General features: G+C 44.5%; 21 protein-coding genes and 1 pseudogene. 2 read left to right on the top strand and 20 right to left on the bottom strand.

The window, feature by feature from the left end:
- From HMPREF2686_RS10400 to rlmB, 9 genes and pseudogenes are all read right to left on the bottom strand, one after another.
- A pseudogene (locus tag HMPREF2686_RS10400) lies at nucleotides 1–143 on the bottom strand (TIGR00341 family protein); the annotation flags it as partial.
- Nucleotides 140–463 carry a potassium channel family protein gene (locus HMPREF2686_RS06315; RefSeq protein ID WP_000825751.1) on the bottom strand — a complete coding sequence of 108 codons (324 nt, stop codon included), beginning with the start codon at nucleotides 461–463 and terminating at the stop codon, nucleotides 140–142. The gene HMPREF2686_RS06315 and the pseudogene HMPREF2686_RS10400, both read right to left, overlap by 4 nt.
- Complete coding sequence (locus tag HMPREF2686_RS06310; RefSeq protein ID WP_000397555.1) at nucleotides 460–819, bottom strand: hypothetical protein; 360 nt, start codon at nucleotides 817–819, stop codon at nucleotides 460–462. The genes HMPREF2686_RS06315 and HMPREF2686_RS06310 overlap by 4 nt, the downstream gene beginning before the upstream one ends.
- On the bottom strand, nucleotides 744–1,046 hold the full coding sequence (locus HMPREF2686_RS10195; RefSeq protein WP_006151097.1) for a TMEM175 family protein: 303 nt from the start codon (nucleotides 1,044–1,046) through the stop codon (nucleotides 744–746). The genes HMPREF2686_RS06310 and HMPREF2686_RS10195 overlap by 76 nt, the downstream gene beginning before the upstream one ends.
- A gap of 353 nt (nucleotides 1,047–1,399) precedes the next feature.
- On the bottom strand, nucleotides 1,400–1,792 hold the full coding sequence (rpsI, locus tag HMPREF2686_RS06305) for a 30S ribosomal protein S9 (protein WP_002893764.1): 393 nt from the start codon (nucleotides 1,790–1,792) through the stop codon (nucleotides 1,400–1,402).
- A gap of 18 nt (nucleotides 1,793–1,810) precedes the next feature.
- Nucleotides 1,811–2,257: a 50S ribosomal protein L13 gene (rplM, locus tag HMPREF2686_RS06300; RefSeq protein WP_002876943.1), complete on the bottom strand. Its 447-nt coding sequence runs from the start codon at nucleotides 2,255–2,257 to the stop codon at nucleotides 1,811–1,813.
- Between the two features lie 152 nt (nucleotides 2,258–2,409).
- Nucleotides 2,410–3,273, bottom strand: coding sequence for a DegV family protein (locus HMPREF2686_RS06295; RefSeq protein WP_070449757.1), 864 nt, complete (start codon nucleotides 3,271–3,273; stop codon nucleotides 2,410–2,412).
- Nucleotides 3,273–3,785: an NYN domain-containing protein gene (locus tag HMPREF2686_RS06290; protein ID WP_003004212.1), complete on the bottom strand. Its 513-nt coding sequence runs from the start codon at nucleotides 3,783–3,785 to the stop codon at nucleotides 3,273–3,275. Before HMPREF2686_RS06290 ends, HMPREF2686_RS06295 begins: the two co-directional genes overlap by 1 nt.
- 18 nt (nucleotides 3,786–3,803) lie before the next feature.
- Nucleotides 3,804–4,532, bottom strand: coding sequence for a 23S rRNA (guanosine(2251)-2'-O)-methyltransferase RlmB (rlmB, locus tag HMPREF2686_RS06285; protein ID WP_003010074.1), 729 nt, complete (start codon nucleotides 4,530–4,532; stop codon nucleotides 3,804–3,806).
- A gap of 96 nt (nucleotides 4,533–4,628) precedes the next feature.
- On the opposite strand from rlmB, the gene HMPREF2686_RS06280 reads away from it, so the two are divergent.
- Both HMPREF2686_RS06280 and HMPREF2686_RS06275 read left to right on the top strand, forming a co-directional pair.
- A complete protein-coding gene (locus HMPREF2686_RS06280; RefSeq protein WP_070449753.1) occupies nucleotides 4,629–5,591 on the top strand; it encodes an aromatic acid exporter family protein in 963 nt (320 codons plus the stop codon).
- A 115-nt stretch (nucleotides 5,592–5,706) separates the two neighbouring features.
- The gene (locus tag HMPREF2686_RS06275; protein WP_070449751.1) at nucleotides 5,707–8,934 is read left to right on the top strand and encodes an LPXTG-anchored zinc carboxypeptidase; all 3,228 of its coding nucleotides are present in this window, start codon (nucleotides 5,707–5,709) and stop codon (nucleotides 8,932–8,934) included.
- 61 nt (nucleotides 8,935–8,995) lie between these two features.
- On the opposite strand, the gene HMPREF2686_RS06270 is transcribed toward HMPREF2686_RS06275, so the two are convergent.
- The 11 genes from HMPREF2686_RS06270 to HMPREF2686_RS06220 form a co-directional block, all read right to left on the bottom strand.
- A complete protein-coding gene (locus HMPREF2686_RS06270) occupies nucleotides 8,996–10,663 on the bottom strand; it encodes an alpha-glucosidase (protein WP_070449748.1) in 1,668 nt (555 codons plus the stop codon).
- Nucleotides 10,664–10,729: 66 nt separating this feature from the next.
- Complete coding sequence (locus HMPREF2686_RS06265; protein ID WP_049475170.1) at nucleotides 10,730–11,860, bottom strand: ABC transporter ATP-binding protein; 1,131 nt, start codon at nucleotides 11,858–11,860, stop codon at nucleotides 10,730–10,732.
- 124 nt (nucleotides 11,861–11,984) lie between these two features.
- Nucleotides 11,985–12,845, bottom strand: coding sequence for a helix-turn-helix domain-containing protein (locus HMPREF2686_RS06260; RefSeq protein ID WP_070449747.1), 861 nt, complete (start codon nucleotides 12,843–12,845; stop codon nucleotides 11,985–11,987).
- Nucleotides 12,842–13,240 (bottom strand): Mini-ribonuclease 3, encoded by a 399-nt coding sequence (locus HMPREF2686_RS06255; RefSeq protein ID WP_003010060.1) that lies wholly within the window; start codon nucleotides 13,238–13,240, stop codon nucleotides 12,842–12,844. The genes HMPREF2686_RS06260 and HMPREF2686_RS06255 overlap by 4 nt, the downstream gene beginning before the upstream one ends.
- Nucleotides 13,233–14,576 (bottom strand): cysteine--tRNA ligase, encoded by a 1,344-nt coding sequence (cysS, locus tag HMPREF2686_RS06250; RefSeq protein ID WP_070449746.1) that lies wholly within the window; start codon nucleotides 14,574–14,576, stop codon nucleotides 13,233–13,235. The genes HMPREF2686_RS06255 and cysS overlap by 8 nt, the downstream gene beginning before the upstream one ends.
- Before the next feature lie 41 nt (nucleotides 14,577–14,617).
- Entirely contained in the window at nucleotides 14,618–15,382 is a 765-nt protein-coding gene (locus HMPREF2686_RS06245) for a nucleoside phosphorylase (RefSeq protein WP_070449743.1), read from the bottom strand.
- A gap of 4 nt (nucleotides 15,383–15,386) precedes the next feature.
- Entirely contained in the window at nucleotides 15,387–16,253 is an 867-nt protein-coding gene (locus HMPREF2686_RS06240; protein WP_070449741.1) for a GNAT family N-acetyltransferase, read from the bottom strand.
- A gap of 12 nt (nucleotides 16,254–16,265) precedes the next feature.
- Nucleotides 16,266–16,883 (bottom strand): serine O-acetyltransferase, encoded by a 618-nt coding sequence (gene cysE, locus HMPREF2686_RS06235; RefSeq protein ID WP_031576159.1) that lies wholly within the window; start codon nucleotides 16,881–16,883, stop codon nucleotides 16,266–16,268.
- A gap of 24 nt (nucleotides 16,884–16,907) precedes the next feature.
- Nucleotides 16,908–19,130, bottom strand: coding sequence for a polyribonucleotide nucleotidyltransferase (pnp, locus tag HMPREF2686_RS06230; RefSeq protein WP_070449739.1), 2,223 nt, complete (start codon nucleotides 19,128–19,130; stop codon nucleotides 16,908–16,910).
- Between the two features lie 608 nt (nucleotides 19,131–19,738).
- Nucleotides 19,739–20,476 carry a hypothetical protein gene (locus HMPREF2686_RS06225; RefSeq protein WP_070449737.1) on the bottom strand — a complete coding sequence of 246 codons (738 nt, stop codon included), beginning with the start codon at nucleotides 20,474–20,476 and terminating at the stop codon, nucleotides 19,739–19,741.
- A gap of 17 nt (nucleotides 20,477–20,493) precedes the next feature.
- Nucleotides 20,494–21,207 (bottom strand): DUF6287 domain-containing protein (locus HMPREF2686_RS06220; protein WP_222560535.1); only part of this gene is annotated, 714 nt, incomplete at its 5' end.

Raw genomic sequence — 21,207 nt, 5'->3', positions numbered from 1 at the left:
ATAATAACAGCTGTTGAATTCATATTTAGACCGATAGAGGCAATAAAAATTGCACACATCAAAATCGCTGTATCTCTCAATCGAACATGAAGGTCATCGTATAATTTCTCACGGTATTCCCGTGTTGAATAATTGGCAGTCATTTGTCCTCTCCTCTTTCCTTATTTAAATTGGTATAATAATTAAAAATAACAGCTGATAAACAGCCAAAAAATATGAGCCCATAAATCGTCAAGAAGACACTGGTAATCCTTCCAATCAAGGTCACAGCTAGGAGATCCCCGTAGCCGACAGTCGTCGAAGTCACAAAAGCATACCAAAGACCGTCTCCGTAATTTGTGATAGCAGGTTCAACTAGGAAAAGCACGCCTCCTGACCCAAAAACAAAGGTCACAAAACTCAGAGCAAACCGAGTAAAACCCGTAACCTGCATAATATGCCATAACATTTTTAAACGTTTCATTTGTTCTCCTTATTCATACTAGCTCCTGACCGAGCCGTTTTTTTCCAATAATCAAAGTGAAGATAGGACATGATCTCCATCAGAGAAAGATAGACAAACTGATAGATCTGATTTAAGCTGATTATCAACTGATATTGTTTGAAAAATGACTGGAAGAAAGACCAGATATGACTGTCTTGAATCAGTCCCTTCTTAATATCAGACAGGATATTAGCTAAAGCTCCCAAGGACTGAAACGGTAAATCCTTGACATTTATATAGATCCGGTCCACCACATCATTCAGACTGGTATCTTGGATGGCATGAAATTCTCCAAAGAGAACTCCTGCCGCTCCAAGAGTAGAAACAAATTCCACCAAATAATTTCTGAGGAAATTTTCTCAACCTTTTCCCATAATGTGTTTAGTGCCATCCATAACGATCCCAACCAGAAAAAGGAAAGAAAACAAGCAAAGAAATTTTGCCGTAAATCCCAAAAAGCTTCAAGACTTGGTGTTGTTGGTTTTTCTAACTCTAAAACCAAGATGGTCATAATAATTGCTAGAACAGCATCTGTCAATACAATTAATCTGTCTTTCTTCATCGGATTGCATCCCCTTTCTTTTTTGTAACATTCTATCTTATCGCATAATATTGGATATTCTTTCATAATCCGACTACAAACAAAAATAAACCAAAAAGTATGTCCCTATTATACTATATTTAACTCTAGAAGTATTCATCCATCTAATTAATAAATATATCATATTTCACAATAAGTGAATACTATCAAAGATTCATCCCCTTTCACTTCATCATGTAGTGTTGCTTAGATTTATCAAAAACAACCAAATTTGTATTAATTTCAAGTATCACCTAGTTACAAAAATTTGGGGTGAACAGAAAAAGCATCCCGTATTTTTGATACGAAATGCTTTCAATAAGAGTAAATAAGTTTTAACGTTTACTAAATTGTGATGCTTTACGAGCTTTTTTCAAGCCTGGTTTCTTACGTTCAACTTTACGTGAGTCACGTGTAAGAAGTCCTGCGCGTTTCAATGAATCGCGGAAGTCTGGGTCTACTTGAAGAAGGGCACGAGCGATACCGTGACGGATAGCTCCTGCTTGACCTGCGTATCCACCACCTACAACGTTAACGAAAACGTCGTATGAACCTGCAGTTGAAGTAACTGCGAATGGTTGGTTGATTACAAGACGAAGGTCAGCGTGTGGGATGTACTCTTCAACATCTTTTTTGTTAACAGTGATTTTACCAGTTCCTGGAACAAGGCGAACGCGTGCAACAGCGTTTTTACGACGTCCAGTACCTGCATATTGTGCTTGTGACATACTTTATTGTTCCTTTCCTTAGATAAGTCCTGAAATATCAAGAACTTCTGGTTGTTGTGCAGCGTGAGTGTGCTCAGCTCCAACGAATACTTTCAATTTCATACCTTGAGCGCGGCCAAGAGTATTGTGTGGAAGCATACCTTTAACTGATTTCTCGATCAAACGTACTGCATTTTTAGAACGAAGTTCACCAGCAGAGATTGATTTCAATCCACCTGGGTGGTTTGAGTGAGTGTAGTAGATCTTATCAGTTGCTTTTTTACCAGTCAATTTAACTTTTTCAGCATTGATAACGATTACGAAGTCACCTGTATCAGTGTGAGGTGTGAATGTTGGTTTGTTTTTTCCGCGAAGCACGCTAGCAACAACTGCTGAAAGGCGTCCAAGAGGTACATCAGTTGCGTCAACAACGTACCATTTGCGTTCTACTTGGCCTGGTTTAGCCATGAATGTAGTTTTGTTCATGATTTCTCCTATATGAATGTCGTTTTTGTTTACAGGGCGGATGTTCCGGTCCGCAAGTTATTTGAAAGGTTCCGGGGCCTTACAAATGGGGTAAACAATACCGCCTACTATTGTATCAAAATTCTAAGATAAAAGTCAACCGATTTAGAAAATTATTTGCGATTTTCTTTTCCAATGACAAATCCAATCAAGGAATTCGGGCCAACGTGGGCTGAAATAACCGGTCCAAGGGGCATCACAAGGACTTCATCGACGCCTTCAAGCGCAAGCATTTCTTGCTTCAGTGCTTCGGCTCCTTCTAGATCGTTGGTATAAGACACCAAGGCTGTGCTTTCACCGATATCTGCTTTGATCAGCTCCAGTAATTCTCGGACAGCTTTTTTGCGTCCTCGAACCTTGCTAATTGGGACCAATTTCCCTTCCGCATCAATCCAGAGAATAGGTTTGATGCTGGCCAAACTTCCCATGATCGCGGCACTTTTTGAGAGACGGCCTCCACGCATGAGGTGGTAGAGATCATCGACGAGGAAATAGGTTCGCAGTTTTGGCGCTAGGTCCATGATTTCTTCTTTGGCTTCTGCTAATGAACGGCCTGCATCACGCGCAGCTACTGCCCGCATGACCAGATAACCCTCTCCAATCCCAGCAGCCTTCGGATCGACAATCTCGATCACGGCTTCCGGGTAGTCTTCTAAAACCAGGTCTCGTGCCATGACTGCACTCTGGTAAGTCCCAGATAAGACTGATGAAAAGGCCACATAGAGCAGATCTTTTCCTTCTTTGGCAAATTGTTCAAAGGTTTCCTGAAATTGGCCCACATTGACCTGACTGGTTGTCGGTTTGGCCCCATTTTTCATGGCTTCTAAAAGCTCCGGGCTGGTCAATTGACCTTGGCCAACTGTCTGGTAAACCGTCCCATCTAACTCAATGGTCAAGCCAAGAATGGTCACCTGATGTTCCTTGGCCCAGTTCTGGTCTAAATCTGCGGTCGAATCGGTTAAAATAGCAAATGTCATTACTTGTCTCCCATCATTTCTTGTAATTGTCGCAATACTTCGTGATCGAGCGGTCGCATAGGTGGTTTTTGATCGTTGACCACTCGCTGCGCCTGATTGAGGTTTCCTTTGACGACTGCGACCCGTTTTTCTAACTCTCTGGCAGATACCCGAAGAGCTCCTTGAGCAAAGACGGTCCATTGCTCATTTAAGTCACTGGTCGCTACCGATACTTGGTGGAGGGGCGTGTTAAGCTCTGCCGCCAAGCGCTCGATATAGTCATCTGCCGTCTCATCCTCACCGGTAAAGACCACCTGAACATTGAACTCCTCATAGGTCTGCCGCACTCCTGGCATATACTGGGCATCAAAGACACAGATGACTTCGATCCCCTCAAAGCTAGCATAGTGGCTCAGTTTTTGCAGGAGGATATTGCGGGCTGCATCGAGTTCGCTTTTTTGAAAAAGCTGGCGAGTCTCCTGCCAAAAGGCAATCATATTATAGCCGTCAACCAATAAGATTTTTCGTTTCATATCATTGCCTTTCTAGGATTATAGTCGATTGCGAAAGACCTCATACATGAGGATGGCTGCTGCCACACTGGCATTGAGGCTTTGAACGTGGCCATTCATGGGAATAGTGATCATCTCATCGACTTGCTTTTTGATGTTGGCTGAGATGCCTTTTCCTTCATTGCCAATGATCAAGGCTAACTTGCCAGCCGTATTCCACTGGTGAGATGGCGTGCCGTTCATGTCGGTTCCAAAGATCCAGAAGCCCTCTTCCTTTAGCTTGTCTAAGGTTTGGCTAAGATTGGTCACACGCGCAATGGGAATGTGTTCCACTGCTCCAGTAGAAGTTTTTGACACCACTGGGGTTACCCCAACTGCCCGGTGCTTAGGAATGATGACTCCTGATACATTGGTCGCATCAGCTGTCCGTAGGATAGATCCAAGATTGTGCGGATCTGTTAAACCATCGAGAATCAACAAAAGTGGGTTCTCTTCTTGGGCTGTCTGTTTCAGAATCGCTGCCAAGTCTGTGTAAGCAAAGGCTGCCACACGGAGAACGAAGCCTTGGTGAACAGCTCCTTCTGTCATTTCCTGCAGGGTTTTCTTTGGCGTCCAAGAAATCGACACTTTTTTCTCAGCTGCTAAGGCCTTGATTTTGTCGACATTTTTTCCTCGGAGGTCTTCTTGAATATATAATTTATTGCCTGTATTGGCTTGTAAAGCCTCGGTGACTGCGTGGACACCGTATACGATATCGTTATTTTCCATAGAACTAGTATACCACAAGAAAGGAGGAAGAGGCCAATTCATGATATAATGAAATCAAATCTATCTCAATGAACAAACAGAACTAGAAAGGAAGCCATGCCTCTTTTTCAACGAACCATCAAGCTCACCTTGGCCACCTGTTTAGCAGCTGCCCTTGCTTATGCTCTGGGCTTGACCTATGCCATCTCAGCTGGCGTCATTGCCATCTTGAGTATCTCTGATACACGTCGCAGTACCATCAAGCAGGCCTACCAGCGCTTTATGTCGACCTTGCTGGCCCTTGCTATCGGAAGTCTCGCTTTTTCCTTTTTTGGATTCAACCTCTGGGCACTGGGAGTCTTTATCGCTCTCTATGTTCCTTGCGCCTTTCTATTGGGTTGGCAGATCGGCATCACGCCTAGTACGGTGCTGGTCACCCATCTCTTAATTGAGCAGTCTACTTCCTGGGGGCTCTTGCTCAATGAACTTGCCCTCTTTTTAATCGGGACCAGCTTTGCCTTGCTGGCCAATCTCTATATGCCTTCGAATCAGGCCGCGATCGATCATTACCATGATGTTGTCGAAGACCAACTAAAGAAGATCCTTGCTCGTTTTGCGGAATTTCTTGGTAAAGGGGATGGTCGCAATGATGCTCGCTTGATCAAGGAGTTGGATGGTATCCTAGAGGACGCTTTAAATCTAGTCTATCTGGACCATTCCAACCACCTCTTTCACCAAACCAACTACCATATTCACTACTTCGAAATGCGCAAGCGGCAAAACGATATCCTGCGGGATATGGCTGAGAACGTCAACCGCTGTCAGTTGGCGGCGAGCGAAAGCATAATCCTAGCTCAACTATTTAAGAAGACGGCCCAACAGTTAAGCCAGGAAAATCCTGCCCAAGATCTTCTAGATGATATTAATCAGTATTTGGCGATCTTTCGCGAACGTCCTCTTCCCAAGACCCGTGAAGAATTCGAAACACGCGCCACCTTGCTCCAACTCTTAAGAGACTTAGAAACTTTCATCCAGGTCAAGGTTGATTTTTACCAACAATTTCATAAGGAAACAGAATAGACAAAAAGGCCCTTGCAAAATGCAAAGGCTTTTTTATTGGGGCAGTTGTTGTAAACGCTTTCCTAAAATGGTATACTAGAACTGGAAAATAACTTTTTTAAGGAGGGCCTTCTATATGAAGTCTTCGTATAAGAAACATTTGTACACTACGACACTCAGCCTCTCAGCTGCTGTCTTGCTTTCTGTCATCGGTCATGGCCAAGTATCAGCCGATAGCTTAGAAGCGCCTCAAACAGAGCCAAGTACGGTCCTTGAAGCGGCACCCGCTACTGAGCAAGCTGTGACAGCTGAGACTGCCAGTCCTGCTACAGCTGAAAAAGGAGACACCGCAGCCCCTGCCACTTCTGCAGAAGCAACAGCGACTTCTGATGTGGCTTCTACTACAGAAGTTGCGCCAACCGCTAGTCCAAGCACTACCCGTGCGACAACGACCGCTGACCAAGCGACACGATTGGCTGATAGCACCATTTATCTCTCTGAAAAGAGTACGATTGATGACAAAGTCCAAGAAAAAGCTCAAGCTGCTGGCAAGATCAACTGGACCTTAGACAATAAGCCTCTCTCTGAGTGGAAAACTTGGGATATGGAGACAGGAACACTAAGCAAGGATCCATTCCTTACCATCACAGAGACCGCAAACGGAAATGATCTGGATCTCCACATCGACGTGCAGGATCTCTTTGGTGAAGATCTTAGCCTTCGGAGCCCAAATAATATCCGCCGGACTTATCGCAACTACATCGGCAATCATGAGCTGGTCGGAACCAATGCAGACTTAGGTGTGACCATCAATAAAACTCTTGTTTTTCGACCTTACCAAGACTACCATACACATGAAGAGATGCTAGCTGCTATCGAAAAATCCAAGGAAGAAGCGAAACCCGATCGTTTGGTGCAGTTAGAAACCCTTGGTAAGAGCGCCCAAGGCCGGGACATGAAGATGGGAATTGTGAGTAAGGACCAAGCCAGCATCGATCACTACCTGTCTAGCACCAATCCTACAGCTTTGACCAAACCAAGCGAAATGCTGGCTGCACTGAAGGACAAGACCTTGGATTACAAACTACCTGTCTTAGTCCACAACACCCACGCGGATGAGCAGCCTGGCATTGATATCATCACAGGCCTCTTTAATACCTTTGCAACCAAGGAAAAGGTGACCTTTAACACCACTGATGAAGCTGGAAATGCTAAAACTGTCACGCTAGATATTCCAACCTTGCTCAATAAATTCATCTTCTTATTTGACTTCACGGAAAACCCAGATGGGGACGCTCTCAACCTGCGGGCCCTAGCAAACGGGCTCGATCCAAACCGGGATGCCAGCTACCAAACCAACCCTGAAGTCCGGACCGTCATCCAAATGATCAACAAGTGGAATCCGATCGCTCTCTACGACTTACACGGTTTTGTAAAAGAATTCTTAATCGAACCTGCAACACCTCCACATGATCCGAACTTTGAATACGATCTCATGTCCAACCTCATGCTGGAAAATGCCCATCATATGGGCCGGGCTGGAGTTGCCAATTCCAAATACGACAGTTACATCATTCCAAAACTGGATTGGGGAGATGGCTGGGATGATTCCTTCTCAGGTTATACAGGTGTCTATGCTGTCTATCACGGCATCTTGGGCCACACCATTGAAATACCAGAATCCAACCAAGAATCCTATAAGGCTGGACGCAATGCTGTCCTCGGCGGCATTGACTTCCTCAACCAAGATCCAGACCGTCTCCTTGAGATGCGGCTCAACTTCTACTTACGTGGTCTCAATAAAACTGAAGATCCAAAAGCTGAAAATGAACTGGTCGGCCCAAATGGGGAAATCGTTGGACGTGTAAAAAACGGTCGTCCAAAATTCTTCCCAGACTACTACGTCATCCCAATGAGCCTCGACAAAGACAACGATGCCCAAGAAGCCTTCAATATGATCGACTACTTCAAACGCAATGGTGTCCTCGTCAAAGAACTCAAAGAAGATATTGGCAACTATAAAAAAGGAGACTTAGTCATTGATATGGCCCAAGCCAAACGGGGCTATGCCAACCATATTCTCTACAAGGGCTCCAACGAATCTGCCTGGGCTGCGATGTACGCAGAATTGCTGGTTAACTTCCCAGATATGAGAGGGTTCAAGTCCGAACCTGTCTTTGCGGATGGTCTTTTCAATGGAAAATTAGGGGAAGTCACCACTACCCGTGCGACTCGTACTTCTGAGATCGATCCAAAAGCTCCTTACTATGTGATCGCAAATACCTCAGCCAGTGCCGTTAAAGCTATCAACCAGGCCATTTCCCAAGGAAAATCTGTCTACCTAACAGATGATGGCTACATCGTTGACCGCGATACCTTTGCTTCACTCCTGCCAAACTATGCCATTTATGGGGATGCCCTCTACAAGGTACCAAGCGGACCAACCTTGAAACCGATGAAGGTCTACTCTCCAAACTACCACTATAATTGGGCTGGAGTCGATGCGCCTGCTCATACTAGTCTGGTCCTTGAAAAATTAGGCTTCCAAATCGTCAATACGCCAGAAGAAGCGGATGTTGTTATTTTGGAAAGCAACCGCTTTGATGCTTCCATATTTGGTAAGAAACCAACTCTCGTCATCGGCGGGGAAGCCATGCAGAAACTGGAAAAATTGGGAGTTCTTGCAGGATTTGACGCTGAAAAATTAAAAGGCGGTAGCGACTACGAAGGCTTGATGAAAGCGATCATTGATGATCAGGATCCATTGACCAGCGGATACAAGAAGAATACCCTCTTCTACTCCAACTCAGGAAACTGGATTGAAAAGGTTCCAGAGCATTTCAAGACCTTGATGAGCATCGCTCCGAGCGATTATTATATTGCAGGTTGGTGGCCACATAACGATGTTCTAGCCAACAAAGTCATGGCCATCTCTGGAGAACTGATGGGACAACCACTCTTTGTCTATGCAGGAAATCCAACTAACCGTCAACATCCTGTCCACTTCTTCCGCTGGGTAACCAATGCAATCTTTGGCAGCAAATTGGCAAGCTTGATGGATTACGTTCCAGCTAAAGAACCAGATCAAGTGGTGGTTCCAATTCATAACCAAACAAGCAATCCACAGCCAATCTTAGCCAAGAAGGATACTCCTAAAGTGCTCCTTCCACAAAAAGAAATGACAACTAAAGAAGAAAGTGTGCAAGCCTTGACTTACCAAGTGGGACAAAGCTTCCAAGAAAGTCCATCCAAGGCACAATTGCCACAAACTGGAGAAGACACAACGGCGCACTTCATTCTTTCAGCCTTCTTGCTAGCCGTTAGCGGAGGCTTCCTCCTCTTGAAAAAGAAAGAAGTTGAGTAAGTTCCAGGTTTAGACTTGGATGACATGAAAAGAACCTTCGCGTCTGCGAAGGTTCTTCTTTCTATTCTACTAATTCCAACACAACCGTTTGGTAAGGGGTCAATTCGAGCACTTGGTCTCCTTCATGGAATAGTCCTGCTGTATTATTTAAAAGGACCGTTTTAATCGGAGTTGGCAACTCCAAGGTGGCCTGGCGATTTTGGAAATTGCTGACAACCAAGAGACGCTTGTCCCCACGGCGTTCAAAGGCGATGATATTCTCACGGTCCCGATACGCTGGAATCATATCTCCAAACCGAACGGTATTTCCATAGAGGGGATGGCGATACAAGGCCGTCAACTGGCGATAATAATTCAAGATAGAATTTGGATCCTTTTCCTGGTCTTCCACATTGATGGCAACATCTGGTTTGGGACTGATCAACCAAGCTGACCCATCGCTAAAGCCCAATCCTGGCTCTGCCGACCATTGCATGGGTGTTCGCGCATTGTCCCGGCTGTATTTAGCAATCGCAGCTAAGGCTTCTTCCTCGGTCAAACCAGCTTCTTTCGCAACATGATAACCATTGATGGTCGCAATATCATCAAAGTCCTCTACTGATTCAAAGACTTGGTTTTCCATTCCAATTTCTTGGCCTTGATAGATAAAAGGAATTCCCTTACGCAAAACCTGAATGGTTCCTAGAGCTTTTTTACTGGTATCGTTTACCGGACCTTCCGCAATATAATGGGACACGCCACGAGGTTCGTCGTGGTTTTCAATAATGGTCGAAAGAACCCCAATGCTATCCGCGCGCTCATGGGCTTTGAAAATACTTTCCTTGAGTTCATCTGCTGTTGGAAGAGCATGGTCAAACCAGCCTTTTCCTTCTTGCCCCAGCATGGTTTGTTTAAAGTCAAAGATGGAAGAGAAGACACCGTCTTTCCCGATGAAGAAATGCAATTCTTCGTCGGTTTCATTGAACACTTCCCCTACTGTGAAGGCATTATACTTGGCGAAGGTTCGCTCATTTAACTCTTGCAAGAACGGTTCAATCGATTGGGCATTCACTAGAGACTCCGGTACTGGGACCAAGCCATTTTCGCGATCAGACGGAAGAGAACGCCATTCTAGATCTTTTTTGATATTGATAATAGCATCGATCCTAAAGCCCGCAATTCCCTTGTCCAACCACCAGTTGATCATCTTGTAAATTTCTTCGCGCAAGACAGGATTTTGCCAATTGAGGTCTGGCTGGTCCTTATGGAAAGAATGGAGATAGTACTTATTGGTGCCAGGAACCGGCTCCCAAACACTACCCCCAAAGTAACTTTCCCAGTTGTTGGGTTCTTTGTCACTTTCGATGAAGTAAAAGTAGTCCGCATAAGGACCATCTGGATCTGCTAAAGCCTTTTGGAACCACTCGTGATGACTGGAACAGTGGTTAACCACCAAGTCCATAATGATGAAAATGCCCCGCTTCTTACCTTCCGCAATCAACTCTTCCATATCTTCCATGGTCCCAAAGAGGGGATCAATGGCATAATAGTCTGAAATATCATAGCCCTGGTCAATAAACGGACTCTTGTAAATAGGGGAAAGCCAGAGAATATCAATTCCTAAGTCTTGAAGGTAATCGAGTTTCTCCGTGATGCCGTTTAAATCCCCAACACCATCACCATTGCTATCTTTAAAGCTTTTTGGGTAGATCTGGTAAGCAACTTTCCCCTTCCACCAGTCTTTTTCCATATTTTGTCTCCTTAAAATGAAAGAGACCGAGACAAATCGTCTCAGTCTCTATAGTGTCAGTAGGTATTAGTATACTGTTTTTTCAGTTTCTTTGTCGAAGAAGTGAGCTTTGTTCAAGTCAAATCCAAGTTCGATGGTTGCACCAGTTCCAAGGTAGTCACGCGCATCCACTTTAGCGATGAATTCGTTGTCACCAACTTGGCAATACAAGTGAGATTCAGAACCGAGCAACTCAGACACAGAGATCGTAGCTTTCACAACTGATTCTGGGAAAGTTTCAAGGAATGCAGCTTCTGTATTCACGTCTTCTGGACGAATACCAAAGATCAATTCTTTACCATCATAGCCTTTTTCTTTCAAGACTTTCAAAGCACCTTCTGGAACTTTCAAATTCAATCCATTAGCAACGATGTGTCCACCTTCCAATTTCACGTTAATGAAGTTCATCGCAGGGCTTCCGATGAATCCAGCTACGAATTTGTTGACTGGGTTTTTGTACACTTCTTGTGGAGTTCCGATTTGTTCTACACGTCCAATTGTACCAGTACCTGCAGGGTTTTTAGTAGCAGACATGATAACGATACGGTCAGCCAATGTCATCGCTTCTGTTTGGTCGTGAGTTACGTAGATCGTTGTAGCTCCGATACGACGGTGGATTTTCGCAATTTCAGCACGCATGGATACACGAAGTTTCGCATCCAAGTTTGACAAAGGTTCGTCCATCAAGAATACTTTTGCATCACGGACAATAGCACGTCCCATGGCTACACGTTGACGTTGACCACCAGAAAGGTCAGCTGGTTTACGATCCAAGAATTCTTTCAAGCCAAGGATTTCAGCTGCTTCTTGTACACGTTTGTCGATATCTTCCTTGCTGTATTTACGCAATTTCAAACCAAATGCCATGTTATCGTACACAGTCATGTGTGGGTAAAGAGCGTAGTTTTGGAATACCATGGCGATATCACGGTCTTTAGGTGCCACGTTGTTTACAACAGTACCATCGATTGAACATTCACCTTCTGTGATATCTTCAAGACCAGCGATCATACGAAGAGTCGTTGATTTACCACATCCTGAAGGACCTACGAAAACGATAAATTCTTTGTCTTTGATGTCCAAGTTGAAGTCTTCAACTGAGTAATGTTCGCTATTTGGATATTTTTTATAAATGTGACTAAGATTCAATTCTACCATGATGGTACTCCTTTGATTTTTATAGTTCTATTGTAAATGAAAACGTTTTACAAATCTATGGCAAGTCTCACAAAAAAGAAAAAGAGTTTTGTGCAAGTTGCACAAAACTCTGGATTTATTTCGTTTAAATCACATCTTGTAAGACCAAATGATAGCACAGGGCTAGATCTGTCAGATTTTTCAACTGAAGACCCGTCAACTCCTCCCACTTGTCAATCTTGTATTGGAGCGAATTGCGGTGGAGATAGAGTTGCTGGGCGGCCTTGGTTACAACTGCCCCATTGTCCCAAAGAGCGACAATGATGTCTTGCAATTGATCTTGACTTTCAATCAACTGATGCAAACTTGCCTTGATTGGAGTGAGATCCAAATCTGCCTGCTCGATTCCCCACAGATAGAGTTGAGAAAAGCGATAGACACCTTGATGGCCTTCTCGAATCCAAGCTCGAAAGACCGCCTGTTCTGCACGGATGACAGGAGAAACTTTCCCATCTTTAGACTCGGTCCATACTTGCCCGACCAGGATAGATAAACGAATATTGAAGTCATACTCCATGGCAGAGACGGTATCTTTTAAGATATCGGCCACAGGCAAAGACTGGTCTTGGTCCAGAATGAGCACATAATCTTGTCCGCTCAGTTGCAAGGTTGCTCGGAAGTTGGGCAAGAGTGTCTGCATCATCTCTAACCAAGAAGCCGTCCCTTCCGCTGTTGAATGCGAGATGTGGCAATAGACAAGCTGCATTTTTTTGATGACTTGAGGGGCTTCTCCCTTTCCATCGATCAGGTACTGGTACCAAGGATTAGGGGCAACCTCTTCTTCACCGCCCAACCAGGAAATCAATTGTTTTTCTCGTTCGGTTAGCTCTTCTTCCTTCAGCAGTAACCATTGATGAGCCTGAAGGGGAATGGCTACATAACCAACTGGTGGATTGGCTTGATCCGTCACCTCTGCATGAGGAAACCACTCTCTGATATTTTTCACTGCTTTCTTCCTTCTTCTACTTGCTGGATGCACCAGTTGATCAATTCTTCTAAACGAGCAAGCTCACCCGTCATATGAAGATAGCCCATAACGGCTTCAAAGCCTGTCGACATACGATAAGTCACGACATCCGCATTTTTGGCCTTGGTATGGCTATTGGTATTGCGACCGCGCTTGTAGATCTCCAACTCTTTTTCTGTCAGAATTTCTTGCTCCAGCATGCTTTCAATCAAGCTAGCCTGAGCTCTAGCAGAGACGTAGCGGGTTGCAGTCTGGTGAAGCTTATTGGGCTTGGTCATCCCTTGAAAAATTAGGTGCCTGCGAATATACATGGAATAGACCGCATCCCCTTCAAAGGCAAGGGCGATCCCATTGATTAGATTGACATCAATCACGTGTCCACCTTACACCTTCTTTTGTATCCAAGAGCTTGATTCCTTGCGCAGCCAATTCATCGCGAATGGCATCTGCTCGCGCAAAATCTTTCTTAGCCCGCGCTTCCTGACGTTCAGCGATCAAGGCTTCAATATCCGCATCCAAAACTTCTTCAACAAAGACCACTCCAAAGACTTCTAACATCTTTGCCAAGGCATCCTTAACGTCTTGATTGTAGTGACCTGAATTGATCCATTTGGCCAATTCAAAGACAACGGTGATTCCGTTTGCGGCATTGATATCTTCATCCATGGCCGCAATAAACTTGTCCACAAAGTTTTGTAAGTCTGCTGGATCCACTTCTCCGGCGAAAGGTTGCTCATAGGTATTTTTCAAATACTTAAGGTTGGTCTCCGCATCGCGGACAGCTTTTTCTGTGAAGTTAATCGGCTTGCGGTAGTGCTGGGTCGCAAAGAAGAAGCGAAGCACTTGGCCATCGATCGTCTTGAGTGCATCATGCACAGTGATAAAGTTGCCCAAGGACTTGGACATCTTGACATTGTCAATATTGACAAAGCCATTGTGCATCCAGTAATTAGCAAAGGTTTGACCAGTTTTAGCCTCTGACTGGGCAATTTCATTAGTATGGTGCGGAAACTCAAGGTCAGCTCCACCACCGTGAATATCAATGGTATCGCCTAAAATCCCCGTTGACATGACCGAACACTCAATGTGCCAGCCAGGACGACCAGGTCCCCAAGGGCTTTCCCAAGAAACTTCACCCGGCTTCGCAGCTTTCCAGAGGGCAAAATCGACTGGATTTTCCTTGCGAGCTGTTTCCTCATCTGTCCGACCAGAAGCTCCTAGCTCTAGGTCTTCCAAAGTTTTATTGGCTAACTTAGCATAGTTGTGAGATTTTTCCACACGGAAATAGACATCGCCTTGGCTCTCATAGGCATAGCCTTTTTCGATCAAGTCGGTAACAAAGCGAATGATGTCATCCATAAACTCAACCACACGAGGGTGGCGGGTTGCAGGCTTGACCCCAAGAGCCGTCACATCCTCACGAAAGGCCGCGATGTACTTATCCGCCACTTCTTGTGGGGTGATGCCTTCTTCCTTGGCACGGTTGATGATCTTATCATCCACATCGGTAAAGTTGGAAATATAGGCAACTTCGTAGCCACGATACTCAAAGTAGCGGCGAATCGTGTCAAAGGCTACCGTTGAACGGGCATTCCCAACGTGGATATAGTTGTAAACTGTTGGCCCACAAACATACATGCGGACCTTCCCTTCCTCGATGGGGACAAATTCTCGCAAATCACGAGACATGGTATCATAAATTTTTAACACGCTTCATTTCCTTTCTGTTTCTAGCTTTTGAATCTATATTCTCATTTTTCCAACTCTAACGCAATATCGACAGCAATCTTAAAGAAAGTCATAGCATCTGCTTTTCTATCTTCACGTCTAGCATCCCATTCATGATTGTGATGATCCACATAGTCAGCCGTGTAGAAAAATTGATAGACCTTGGCTTGTCGATATTGAGCCCAAGCCATGATAGCCGAAGCTTCCATATCTACAACTTTCGCTCCTGCTGCAAGTCTTCGTTTAACCTTAGCAGCTGTTTCACGGTAGAAGGCATCTGTCGTCCAAGCTTTAGTCCGAATGTGATCAATACCAGATTTGTTCAAAGCGTTCTCCAGAGTTGAGAGAAGCACTTCATCATAAGAAATTTCATCACTTGCTGGAGCATAGTGATAACTAGTACCTTCATCACGTAAAGCTGAACTTGGTATAATAATTTTATCTGCTTGAATAGACTGATCTAGAACTCCGCAAGAGCCCAAAACGATAAAGTTCTTAAAGCCTCTCGCTTTGAGTTCTTCTAAGAAACCCACAACCATTGGAGCTCCAATAGTAGCCATAGCAACTGCAAGTTTAAGTCCATCTACTTCATAGATATACCATGAAAATTTGCCATTTAGGTTGGTAAGATAGCCACCTTCATAGACTCCGTCTATCTGCTTTACTCGTTTAAGGATTTCTCCATTAAAAGACAGAATTATAGTATCACAGATTTCTCCACTACTAAGAAGGCTTCGGTCAGTTGGCTCGATAACAGCAGGTACATTTTCAAATTCTTCTAGTAACATTTATTCACTCTTTCCTATCTAGATAAACCACCTGAGTCTGTTTGACAAAGCCAATCTTTTCATACAAACGTTTGGCACCTACATTGCTGTCTTCCACGGCAATCTGAAAGGCCTTGTCATTTTGCTCAATGAGTTGGTTGACAAGGGATTTTGCCAGGTAGCTCCCATAGCCTTTGCCACGTTCAAGTTCGGCTATTGCTAAACCATAGAGGTAATTCGTATTACTCGATAAATCAACTGTACAAGTTCCAATAACCTGACCGTTTTTTAATAAAATATATAGGCGACTTTCTGGATCCTTCAGAGCTTTAGCGACATATCTATCCACAACTTCTCTAGATTCATGTTCCTCTGAAAATGCCTGAAATTTTAACTGACTAATTTGATCCTGATACGAACGATCTGCTAACAAAACGTCCAGATTGGAAACAGTTGCTAACGGATAAGGTCTTCTATCCTTACCTAACCAGGTTTCTGTCTCTTCATCCTCAACCAGTCCCCAGTTGCTGGCAAACTCAGGATGGCGCTCTAGAAAAACACGCTCTGTCTGAAAAGTCATAGACTCAATGGGATAAGATGCCGTTTCTGTCTCAAAACTTCTATACAAAGCACGCGCAATGCCTTGACGACGATGATTGGGGTGGACCAGAATCGCTACTTCCACATCTGGGTCATCTGCATAAACCGTTAATAGGCCAATAAGTTCACCTTTTTCATAATAAAGGAAAAAGGCGGGCATATCGGGATCAAAATTGAGCATATTGGAGAGATAAGGATCCCGAAAAGTTCCGTCATACTTCTGACAGATAGCAATAAGGGCCTTTGCTTCCAGTAGTTGGTGGTCAGTCAATGTATTGGTTGCTTGAATCACGTAGCGATCTCCTTACAAGCTAGAAGACCGATGACTGGCTTCCTTAGCATGCTCCATCTTATTCACATAGTATTCGCGTTTTTCTTCTTCCTGGTGAATGATTGGCTCATCCTTCTTACCGTGAACACGAACAATCTTGGCAGGAATACCGACAACGGTCACATCACTCGGTACATCGGAGACCACGACCGCTCCCGCTCCTACTTTGGCCTTGGCCCCAATCTCAATCGGACCGATGACCTGGGCATGAGCGGAGACCAAGGCTCCTTCACGAACCGTTGGATGGCGTTTGCCGACATCCTTTCCTGTTCCCCCAAGGGTCACCCCGTGGTAGAGCATGACACCTTTTTCAACAATGGCCGTTTCCCCGATAACGAGGCCCGCTCCATGGTCGATAAAGACACCAGAAGCAATGGTCGCACCTGGATGGATTTCAATCTGGGTCCAAAAACGCCAAAACTGACTATGCATCCGCGCCAAGAGCTTAAAGCCATGGTTCCACAAAAAGTGGGAAACACGGTGAGCTGCCAGTGCTTTGACGCCCGGATAGGTCAAAAGGACCTCCAGCGAGGTACGCGCTGCTGGGTCATTTTCTTTTACAATATCGATGGTTTCACGCCACCATCCCATACCGTGCTCCTCCTTTTCTAATGATTATTCTGAATCTTTTTGTGTAATAGTAAAGTCTTTTTTAGGTTTGTGGTCTTTGTTGTGGTGACGAGGACGGTCGCCATGGCGATGAGTTTTTTCACCTTTTTCCTCGCTGTTTTCTGCTTTTGGCGGACGAGGGAGAAGAGCTTTCATAGAAGCATCGACACGACCTTTTTCGTCAATCTTGATAATCTTCACATCGACTTCATCACCGATGGCTACCAAGTCTTCGACACGGTTGGTGCGCGTCCAAGCCATTTCAGAGATATGAACGAGGGCATCTGTCTTGTCAAAGAGGTTGACAAAAGCACCAAATTTCTCGATCCGAACCACTTTGGCATGGTAGACTTCATCCACTTTGGCTTCACGAACCAAACCAGCAATGATTTCCTTAGCACGGTTAATCGCATCTTGGTCACTCGAGTAGATCGATACGTTCCCTTCTTCGTCGATATCAATCTTAACGCCTGTTTCAGCGATGATCTTATCGATGGTTTCTCCACCCTTACCGATGACAATCTTAATCTTGTCCACATCAATCTTGATGGTATCAATTTTCGGAGCAGTTGGCGCCAATTCTGGACGCACTTCTGGAATGGTTGCTTCGATCACATCAAGGATTTCAAAACGAGCTTTCTTGGCTTGAGCCAAAGCTTCAGTCAAGATTTCTGCAGTAATCCCTTGGATCTTGATATCCATTTGAAGGGCTGTAATCCCTTCACGCGTACCTGCAACCTTGAAGTCCATATCGCCAAAGTGGTCTTCCAAACCTTGGATATCTGTCAATACGGTATAGTTATTTCCATCTGAGATCAGACCCATGGCAATACCAGCTACTGGGGCCTTGATTGGCACACCACCAGCCATAAGGGCAAGTGTTCCCGCACAGATAGAGGCTTGAGATGAAGAACCATTTGATTCCAATACTTCTGCTACCAAACGGATGGCATATGGGAATTCTTCCAAGCTTGGCAATACTTGAGCAAGGGCACGCTCACCAAGAGCACCGTGACCAATTTCACGACGACCAGGCGCACCATAACGACCTGTTTCCCCTACAGAATATTGTGGGAAGTTGTAGTGGTGCATAAAGCGTTTCTTGTACTCAGGATCCAAACCATCGATGATTTGCGTTTCACCCATTGGTGCCAAGGTCAAGACAGAAAGGGCTTGCGTTTGTCCACGTGTAAAGAGTCCAGAACCGTGTACGCGAGGAAGGTAGTCGACTTGTGCATCCAAAGGACGAATTTCATCGACCTTACGACCATCCGGACGAACCTTGTCTTCTGTAATCAAACGGCGCACTTCTGCGTGTTCCATTTGTTCCAAGATTTCAGCCACGTCCCGCATGATGCGGTCAAATTCTTCGTGGTCGGCATATTTTTCTTCGTAAACTGCTGTGACTTGGTCTTTGACTGCTTGAGTTGCAGCTTCACGCGCCAATTTTTCTTCAACTTGAACCGCTTTTTGAAGGTCACTGTTGTAGGCTGCGATGATTTCAGCCTGCAAGTCAGCATCTACATGAAGCAATTCCACTTCTGCTTTTTCTTTACCGACTGCCGCAACGATTTCTTCTTGGAAGGCAATCAATTCTTTAACGGCTTCGTGCCCTTTAAGAAGAGCTTCCAACATGATTTCTTCCGACAATTCTTTGGCACCAGACTCTACCATGTTGATAGCGTGTTTGGTACCAGCTACTGTCAATTCAAGAAGCGAGCGCTCAGCTTGTTCTTGCGTTGGGTTGATGACGATCTCCCCATCCACATAACCTACTTGTACCCCAGCGATTGGTCCGTCAAATGGAATATCTGAGATAGAAAGCGCCAATGATGAACCAAACATGGCTGCCATTGGTGCAGATGCATTTTCATCGTAAGAAAGAACCGTGTTGATGACTTGCACTTCATTACGGAAACCTTCCGCAAACATGGGACGGATTGGACGGTCGATCAAACGCGCTGTCAAAGTCGCATCAGTAGAAGGACGTCCTTCCCGTTTCATAAAGCCGCCAGGAAATTTCCCAGCCGCATACATTTTTTCTTCGTAGTTGACTTGAAGTGGGAAGAAATCCCCAGTTGCCATCTTCTTAGACATAACGGCAGCCGTCAAGACAGTTGACTCACCGTAACGTACGACAACAGCGCCATTTGCTTGCTTGGCAACCTGACCAGTCTCTACGATCAACTCACGACCCGCAAAAGTCGTTTGAAACACTTGTTTTGTCATTTTAATCCCCTTTGGATTGATAAAATTATACGACTTGCCTACAAAGATCAAGATATTTTGGACGGTTCGGCTTGCCGAACATTTCTGTAGAAAAATAGGAAGGTGACGCCGCACTCGATGAGTGCTAGGAAACTTATCTTTTTTCCTAAGAAATGAGGCCAAAATTCAGTTCATCAGGATACAAAGGGCGTGAAGAATCCCGTATGAAAATAGGAGATTAACGCAGTGTGCCACGCACACTAGGAAATCTATCTTTTTCACTAGGGATTTAGCCCGTGTTCAACTATCAAGATACTTAGGCCGCAAAAAGCAAAGTAAAAATAGGAAACTGACGAAGTCTTCGATGAAGACAAGACAGTTTATCTTTTTTACACGGCTTTTCGGCCGGGTTCAATTACTCAAGATACTAAGCCACTATAGAACTCAACGAGATAGGAATTTCAACAGCCTATCTGTATGTTATATCCTCATCTTTGTATCCAAGCACGTATACCTTTTATTTTAACATATTCAAGCCCAAAAGAAAAAGGCTTTGATGGCCTTTTTCTTTGATTCTTCAGCAAGTTCTATATAAAAATTTTAGAGCTAGATATAGCTTCTGATTATTTTTACGATTTCACGAATTCTGTGCTGTCGACATAAAAGCGTGTTTTGTGGGTTCCACCCTTGTAGTTCTTGTTGTTGCGTTTCAAGACAAAACGTCTGTAGGGTTCAGAAGTCCCTTGGATCGATGTGGTCACTTCAACTGAATCTTCATTGACTACCCATTCATCCGGTGAAGGGATTTCCATCGGTGGCATCGCTCCGCCACGACCACCAGGTACAATTTCGTAGAAGGCCTTGTCTTTTGTCGAATAGATCCAGCCGTCCTTCTTTTCGTTTGTTAGTTGGATCAGCTGATCTTGTGACAGACTACGGATAGAGTCCGATGTCTCTTCAGCATTCAATTTATCAATGACATCTTGCAAATTATAAGTTCCCGGCGTGTAGGTATTGTAGTAATCAATGAACATGTCTTGCGAGTAGCCTTCAACTGCACTGTGATTATTGTTCAACTCCAGCAAACGAGTCGGTTGCACCTGAAGTGAATAAGTCAAAGACGCACTGTTTTCAATAATCGAATAGATATCCGCTTGGTCTGCTTTTGATAAGGTCCCAATGGCTTCTTTGTCATGTTCATCTGACTTAGCTTCTTCTGTTTGCTCTTTTTCTTGGGCCTTGTCAGATGATTTTTTTACCGATGAAGCCCCTACCGGACTGTGCTTACGCTCATAGCGTTTTGGGGCGCAAGCTGCTAGGGAAAGCAAGAGGGCTGTAGCCAGCAAATATGTTCCAATTTTTTTCAAGTTTGTCTCCTTATTTTTTAGTTCACACGGTAGTACAAATCGTTCCCATTCGTAGCATCACTCTTACTCCAGTAAATGGATTCACTGCCACCGTCTCTTGAAGGAATGAAAAGAATAGGCGTTTCATTCGTTGCCCCAGGCATCCGACTAACTCCGTGTAAATTGCCTTCCTTGAAGTAAAAACCAGAAAATTGAACACCATTGACAGCACTACCATTGACCTTCACAATTCCTTGCGCATCAAACTCAATGCTCGTACCGTACTTATTTTTCCAAACTCCCGCTACACTTGAGAAATTTCCAGCTTTTATTTCATCTAGATTCATCTCAGTGCTTGTTTTGGCAGGGGCAGGAGTTGATTCGGCATTTCCATCCACCCGCGTTGTGAATTCAAGGGCGATCCAGCCTTGTCCAGATTCAAGCTTGCCCCAAGTATGACCATCCGCCTCTACTGTTTCCGTAATGGTGTGAGTTCCTTTTGCGATCATCCCTGCAGAGGGAGCTGAGGTTGAGGGCTCTTTTCGAATACGGAGATCCGACACACTGACTTGTACTTGGAAGCTTTCCGATTTTTTCTCTTCTGCTTTCGCTGTTGATTTGGAATCCCCTGAACCTTCAAAAGTTTTCCAGTCCAGCTTAGTGAGGTCCAACTTCTTAGCTGAAATCCCAAGAGCTTGTTCTGCTGTTTTCTTCCCACCAATTTGAATGGTTGCTTTCTTTTCTTCCTTGGC

This window comes from Streptococcus sp. HMSC057G03, assembly GCF_001808745.1.
In the GTDB taxonomy this organism is placed as follows: domain Bacteria; phylum Bacillota; class Bacilli; order Lactobacillales; family Streptococcaceae; genus Streptococcus; species Streptococcus parasanguinis_Z.
This window is presented reverse-complemented; position numbering and strand designations above follow the sequence as displayed.

Coding starts and splice junctions, on each gene's coding strand:
- HMPREF2686_RS06315 (WP_000825751.1), bottom strand. CDS start 463: ATGAAACGTTTAAAAATGTTATGGCATATTATGCAGGTTACGGGTTTT.
- HMPREF2686_RS10195 (WP_006151097.1), bottom strand. CDS start 1,046: ATGAAGAAAGACAGATTAATTGTATTGACAGATGCTGTTCTAGCAATT.
- rpsI (WP_002893764.1), bottom strand. CDS start 1,792: ATGTCACAAGCACAATATGCAGGTACTGGACGTCGTAAAAACGCTGTT.
- rplM (WP_002876943.1), bottom strand. CDS start 2,257: ATGAACAAAACTACATTCATGGCTAAACCAGGCCAAGTAGAACGCAAA.
- HMPREF2686_RS06295 (WP_070449757.1), bottom strand. CDS start 3,273: ATGACATTTGCTATTTTAACCGATTCGACCGCAGATTTAGACCAGAAC.
- HMPREF2686_RS06290 (WP_003004212.1), bottom strand. CDS start 3,785: ATGAAACGAAAAATCTTATTGGTTGACGGCTATAATATGATTGCCTTT.
- rlmB (WP_003010074.1), bottom strand. CDS start 4,532: ATGGAAAATAACGATATCGTATACGGTGTCCACGCAGTCACCGAGGCT.
- HMPREF2686_RS06280 (WP_070449753.1), top strand. CDS start 4,629: ATGCCTCTTTTTCAACGAACCATCAAGCTCACCTTGGCCACCTGTTTA.
- HMPREF2686_RS06275 (WP_070449751.1), top strand. CDS start 5,707: ATGAAGTCTTCGTATAAGAAACATTTGTACACTACGACACTCAGCCTC.
- HMPREF2686_RS06270 (WP_070449748.1), bottom strand. CDS start 10,663: ATGGAAAAAGACTGGTGGAAGGGGAAAGTTGCTTACCAGATCTACCCA.
- HMPREF2686_RS06265 (WP_049475170.1), bottom strand. CDS start 11,860: ATGGTAGAATTGAATCTTAGTCACATTTATAAAAAATATCCAAATAGC.
- HMPREF2686_RS06245 (WP_070449743.1), bottom strand. CDS start 15,382: ATGTTACTAGAAGAATTTGAAAATGTACCTGCTGTTATCGAGCCAACT.
- cysE (WP_031576159.1), bottom strand. CDS start 16,883: ATGGGATGGTGGCGTGAAACCATCGATATTGTAAAAGAAAATGACCCA.
- pnp (WP_070449739.1), bottom strand. CDS start 19,130: ATGACAAAACAAGTGTTTCAAACGACTTTTGCGGGTCGTGAGTTGATC.